We start from the raw sequence: 5932 nt of genomic DNA, 5'->3' as shown, positions 1-5932 counted from the left end.
GCCGCAGAAGATGCAGCGCAGGTAGTTGATCTGGTAGACGCGGCCGTACCGCTCTCCGGGCGAGAACTGCGCGTCGGGTGTGTTGTCCGCACCCTCGACGTAGATCGCGTCCGCGGGGCAGGCCCAGGCGCACAGCTCGCAGCCGATGCACTTCTCCAGCCCGTCCGGGTACCGGTTGAGCTGGTGCCGGCCGTGGAAGCGCGGCTTGGTGCGCGCCTTCTCGAACGGGTACTGCTCGGTGACCGTCGGCTTGAACATCGAGGAGAAGGTCACCCCGAAGCCCGCGACGGGGGCGAGCATCTCGGCCACCAGGCCGCTCTTGGGCTCGATGAGCGGCTGGTACGGCGTCGGCTCGCTCGCCGCACCGCCCTGCGCCAGCTCGCCGGCGTCGTCGCGCCGGGTGAGGTCGTCAGCCACGGGGCTCCTCCTTCTCGCCGTCGGGCGTGGTCTCGGCGACCTGCGCCGGCGCCTCGAGCATCGCTGTGGCGGTGCCCGACGCCTCGGTGGCGCGGGCGGCACGTCGCGCCGCACGCGGCGACGGGGGCAGCACCTGGCCGGGCAGCGGCGGCACGGGGTAGCCGCCGGCGAACGCGTCGAACGGCGCGGCGGCGACCGTCGAGGCCGGCTCGGGCTCCTTCTTCCGGTCCGGGACGAGGAACGACACCCCGATCCCGACGACCGCAAGCCCACCCAGCACGATGAGCATCGTCTGCAGGTCGACGTCCGTGAACTGGCGCACGCCCTGGACGGCCGCCACGGCGACGATCCAGGTCAGCGCGGCCGGGATGAGCACCTTCCAGCCGAACTTCATGAACTGGTCGTAGCGGAAGCGCAGCAGCGTGCCGCGGATCCACACGAACACGAACATGAAGGTCCACAGCTTGGCCAGGAACCACAGCAGCGGCCACCAGCCCTCGTTGAACATCCCGTCGTTGACGAGGTGCAGGCCGAACGGCGCGCGCCACCCGCCGAAGAAGAGGGTGGTCGCGACGGCCGAGACGTTGATCATGTTGATGTACTCGGCGAGGAAGAACCACGCGAACTTCATCGAGGAGTACTCGGTCATGAACCCGGAGACCAGCTCGCCCTCGGCCTCGGGCAGGTCGAACGGCAGGCGGTTGACCTCGCCGACCATCGCGATGAAGTAGATGACGAACGCCGGCAGCAGCGGGAACACCCACCACACCGCCGCCTGAGACTCGACGATCTGGGAGGTGGACATCGACCCGGCGAGCACGAAGACGCTCACCAGCGACATGCCCATCGCGAGCTCGTAGGAGATCACCTGGGCGGTGGAACGGACGGCGCCGAGCAGCGGGTAGGTCGAGCCGGACGCCCAGCCGCCGAGGACGATGCCGTACACGCCGACCGACGTCGCCGCGAGGATGTAGAGCACGGCGACGGGGAAGTCCGTCAGCTGCAGCGGCGTGAGCACCCCGAAGATGCTGACCGCGGGTCCCAGGGGGATGACGGCGAAGGTCAGCAGGGCGCAGAACACCGAGATCATCGGCGCGACGAGGTAGACCACCTTGTCGGCCGCGCGGACGTTGACGTCCTCCTTGAGCAGCAGCTTCATCGCGTCGGCGAGCGACTGCAGCAGGCCGAAGGGGCCGTGCACGTTGGGCCCGGGCCGCACCTGCATGCGTGCGACGACCTTGCGCTCGAACCAGATCGCCAGGAGCACGCTGACCAGCAGGAAGACGATGAGCGCCACCGCCTTGAGCAGCACGATCCAGCCGTTGTCGTTGCTGAAGTCGGCGCCGGGCACGGCGGCCTGCGCCAGCACGGGACCGAGGATGTGGGCCATCAGTTCGCCTCTCCGACCACGACGGACCGCATTGCCGCGGCCACCTGCACCACGGCACCCGCGTCGACGCCCAGCGTCGAGCGCACGGTCGAGCCCGGCGAGCACACCGGCAGCCACACGACGCCGTCGGCCATCGCGGTGACCGCGACCGGCAGGGTGATCGCACCGGCAGGCGTCGTCACGCTCAGCGTGTCGCCCGTGGCGACGCCCAGCTCGACGGCGAGCCGCTCCCCGACCCGGGCCACCGGGCGGTGGGCCGTGCCGGCGAGGAACGCCTCGCCGTCCTGGCAGCGCCCGGAGTCCAGCAGCAGGTGCCACGTGGCGAGCACGGCCTGCCCGGCGCCGACCGCCGGCGGCTCGGGGTAGGCGACGGCGGGGGCCGCGGGCCGCTCGCCGTCCCACGCGCCGGCCTGGTCGATCTCGGCGTGCACCTGGGCGAGCGTGCGCAGCCCCAACGGGACACCCATCGCGGTGGCCAGGGCGTCGAGCACCCGGTGGTCGGCCATCGCCGTGGACGTCAGCGCCTGGGCGAACGGCCGGGGCCGGCGCTCCCAGGTGAGGAAGGTGCCCGGCTTCTCGACGGGCGGGGCGACCGGCAGGACGACGTCGGCCAGGGCCGTCACGGCGGAGGTGCGCACCTCGAGCGAGACGAGGAAGCCGACCCGATCGAGCGCGTGGAGCGCTGCGGCCGGGTCGGGCAGGTCCGCCGGGTCCACGCCGCCGACGACGAGGCCGCCGAGCGAGCCGTCCGCGGCGGCCGCGAGGATCGCCGACGTGTCGCGACCCGGCTGCACGGGCAGCCGGTCGACGCCCCAGACCGCCGCCATGTCGACCCGCGCCGCGGCGTCGACCACCGGCCGGCCGCCGGGCAGCAGGCCGGGCAGCGTGCCGGCCTCGACGCCGCCACGCTCGCCGGCGCGACGCGGCACCCAGGCGAGCCGGGCACCCGTGCGCTCCGCGAGCCGCAGCACGGCGGACAGGCCGCCGGGCACGGTCGCCAGGCGCTCGCCGACGAGGATGACGCCGCCGGCCAGGGCGGTCGCCGCGTCGCCCAGCGCGCCGTCCGCGCCCGTGACGATCGCGTCGAGCACCTCCGGCTCGGTGCCGGGGGCGGCCGGGAGCAGGGTCGCGTCGAGCCGTTCGAGCCCGCGGCTGGCGAACGGCGCGAGCGAGAGGACGCGCGTGCGCCGCGCCTGGACGCCCTTGCGCAGGCGCAGGAAGACGACGCCACCCTCGTCCTCGGGCTCGTAGGCGACGAGGAGGGTCGCCGGGGAGCTCTCGAGGTCGGCGAACGTCACGTCCAGCGGCGCACCGGCGACGTGGTGGGCGAGGAACGCCTCCTCCTCGGCCGAGTGCGGGCGCGCGCGGTGGTCGACGTCGTGCGTGCCGAGCACCACGCGGGCGAACTTGCCGTATGCCCACGCGTCCTCGAGGGTCACGCGGCCGCCCGGCAGCACGCCGACGCCACCGGCGGCGGCCAGCCCCTCGGCGGCCACCTCCAGCGCCTCGGACCAGCTGGCTGCGCGCAGCTCGCCGCGCGTGCCGTCCGCCGCGGTGTCGCGCACCAGCGGGGTGGTGAGGCGGTCCGCCGCGGACTGCCACGTGAAGGCGAAGCGGTCCTTGTCGCTGACCCACTCCTCGTTGACCGCGGCGTCCTCGCCCGCGAGCCGGCGCAGCACGACGCCGCGGCGGTGGTCCACCCGGATCGCCGCACCGTTCGCGTCGTGCTCGGCGACCCCCGGCGTGGAGACCAGGTCGAAGGGCCGCGAGCGGAACCGGTAGGCCGCGCCCGTCAGGGCCCCCACCGGGCAGATCTGGATGGTGTTGCCCGAGAAGTACGAGGCGAACGGGCGGCCGGAGGTGTCGAGCTCCGCCGCGCCCATCGGTCCCGTCGCCGGGCTGACGGCCGGGGCCGGCGAGCCGTCCGGCTGCGAGCCGCGGTACACGGCCACCGGGGCGGCGCCGTCGAAGCCGAGCACCGACGGGTCGAAGGTGCCGATCTGCTGGCGCACGCCGCGCATCTGCAGGTCGATGAACGGGTCGCCGGCGATCTCGTCGGAGAACCGGGTGCAGCGCTGGCACAGGATGCAGCGCTCGCGGTCGAGCAGGATCTCCGTGGAGATGGCCAGCGGCTTGGGGTACGTCCGCTTGACGTCGAGGTACCGGCTGGTCCCCCGGCCGTTGCTCATCGCCTGGTTCTGCAGGGGGCACTCGCCGCCCTTGTCGCACGTGGGGCAGTCCAGCGGGTGGTTGATGAGCAGCAGCTCCATCACCCCGTGCTGCGCGCGGTCCGCCATCGGCGAGGTGAGCTGCGTGCGCACCACCATGCCGGGCGTCGCCTCGAGCGTGCAGGACGCCTGCGGCTTGGGCATCGGACGCACGGTGCCCTCGCGGTCCGGCACCGCCACCTCGACGAGGCACTGGCGGCACGCGCCGGCCGGGGCGAGCAGCGGGTGGTCGCAGAAGCGCGGGATCTGGATCCCGACCTGCTCCGCCGCGCGGATCACCAGCGTGCCCCTCGGCACCGAGACCTCGATGCCGTCGAGGGTGAACGTCACGCCCGCGGGGGGAGCCGCGGGGGCACCCGTCGCGGCCGTCGGCGTCGTCGTCGTCATGCTCCCACCGTTCCCGCGGACGTCCCGGTCAGGGTCCGGGTGCTGCTAGCGGTCTCGAACAGGGCGGAGGCCGCCGGGTCGAACGGGCAGGCACCCCCGTGGATGTGCGCCTCGTACTCCTCGCGGAACAGCTGGATCGAGGACGTGATGGTCGACGTCGCCCCGTCGCCCAGGGCGCAGAAGGCACGCCCGAGGATCGAGGCGCACACGCTGAGCAGCGTGCCAAGGTCGGCCGTCGTGCCGTGGCCGTGCTCGATGCGGTGCAGCACCTGCTTGAGCCAGTACGTGCCCTCGCGGCACGGGGTGCACTTGCCGCAGGACTCGTGCGCGTAGAAGTCGGCCCACCGCGCGACGGCCCGCACGACGCACGTCGAGTCGTCGAAGATCTGCAGCGCGCGCGTGCCGAGCATGGAACCGGCAGCTCCCACGGACTCGTAGTCGAGCGGCACGTCGAGGTGCTCGGCCGTGAAGATCGGGGTGGACGAGCCGCCCGGGGTCCAGAACTTCAGCTCGTGGCCCTCCCGGATGCCGCCGGCCATCTCGAGCAGCTCGCGCAGCGTGATGCCCAGCGGGGCCTCGTACTGGCCGGGCCGGACCACGTGACCCGAGAGCGAGAACAGGCCGTAGCCCGTGGAGCGCTCGGTGCCCATGGACCTGAACCAGTCCGAGCCGCCCGAGACGATGGAGGGCACCGACGCGATGGACTCGACGTTGTTGACGACCGTCGGGCGCGCGTACAGGCCGGCGACGGCCGGGAACGGGGGCTTGAGTCGTGGCTGCCCGCGACGGCCCTCGAGCGAGTCCAGCAGCGCCGTCTCCTCGCCGCAGATGTAGGCGCCGGCGCCGGCGTGCACGGTGATCTCGAGGTCGTAGCCGGAGCCGAGGATGTCGGTGCCGACGTAGCCGGCCGCCCTGGCCTCCGCGACGGCGTTCAGCAGCCGGCGGTAGACGTGCAGCACCTCGCCGCGCAGGTAGATGAAGGCGTGGTGGCAGCCGATCGCGTAGGCCGTGATGACGACGCCCTCGATGAGCTGCTGCGGCGTGGCCATCATGAGCGGGATGTCCTTGCAGGTCCCCGGCTCGGACTCGTCGGCGTTGACCACCAGGTAGCGCGGGCCGCCGTCGGGGGCAGGCAGGAAGCCCCACTTCATGCCGGTCGGGAAGCCGGCACCGCCACGGCCGCGCAGGCCGGAGTCCTTGACCGTCGTCACGACGGCTGCGGGCTCCATGGTGAGCGCGGTCCGCAGCGCGGCGTAGCCGCCGGTGGACTCGTACGTGGCCAGGGTCCAGGACCGCTCGGCGTCCCAGTGCTCGGTCAGGACGGGGCTGAGGCTCATCAGGACTCCTTCCCGTCGGCCACGCCCTGGGGCGGGTTGGCCGGGGTGTCGACGCTGGAGTGCTCGCCACCCGGGACCGGGGGCGCCTTCGGCGTGCGGGCCGTGGTCGCGCGCTTCGCGGCGGGCTTGCGCGCGGCCTTGGCGGGCGTCGAGGTCGCGGGCGTCGTGGTCGC

General features: G+C 73.4%; 4 protein-coding genes. All 4 read right to left on the bottom strand.

Annotation, left to right across the window (positions count from 1 at the left end):
• A partial coding sequence (nuoI, locus tag PKY62_RS02295; RefSeq protein WP_502875768.1) for an NADH-quinone oxidoreductase subunit NuoI occupies positions 1 to 378 on the bottom strand: 378 nt, incomplete at its 3' end.
• A gap of 31 nt (positions 379 to 409) precedes the next feature.
• The gene (gene nuoH / locus PKY62_RS02290; RefSeq protein WP_324534433.1) at positions 410 to 1807 is read right to left on the bottom strand and encodes an NADH-quinone oxidoreductase subunit NuoH; all 1398 of its coding nucleotides are present in this window, start codon (positions 1805 to 1807) and stop codon (positions 410 to 412) included.
• The gene (locus PKY62_RS02285; protein WP_324534431.1) at positions 1807 to 4422 is read right to left on the bottom strand and encodes an NADH-quinone oxidoreductase subunit G; all 2616 of its coding nucleotides are present in this window, start codon (positions 4420 to 4422) and stop codon (positions 1807 to 1809) included. Before PKY62_RS02285 ends, nuoH begins: the two co-directional genes overlap by 1 nt.
• Complete coding sequence (gene nuoF / locus PKY62_RS02280; protein WP_324534429.1) at positions 4419 to 5759, bottom strand: NADH-quinone oxidoreductase subunit NuoF; 1341 nt, start codon at positions 5757 to 5759, stop codon at positions 4419 to 4421. Before nuoF ends, PKY62_RS02285 begins: the two co-directional genes overlap by 4 nt.
• Positions 5760 to 5932: the final 173 nt, after the last annotated feature.

This window comes from Actinotalea sp. (genome assembly GCF_035443605.1).
Lineage (GTDB): Bacteria > Actinomycetota > Actinomycetes > Actinomycetales > Cellulomonadaceae > Actinotalea.
Note: the sequence above shows the minus strand (reverse complement) of the source record. Positions and strands in the feature narration are given on the sequence as shown.

Coding starts and splice junctions, on each gene's coding strand:
- PKY62_RS02285 (WP_324534431.1), bottom strand. CDS start 4,422: ATGACGACGACGACGCCGACGGCCGCGACGGGTGCCCCCGCGGCTCCC.
- nuoH (WP_324534433.1), bottom strand. CDS start 1,807: ATGGCCCACATCCTCGGTCCCGTGCTGGCGCAGGCCGCCGTGCCCGGC.
- nuoF (WP_324534429.1), bottom strand. CDS start 5,759: ATGAGCCTCAGCCCCGTCCTGACCGAGCACTGGGACGCCGAGCGGTCC.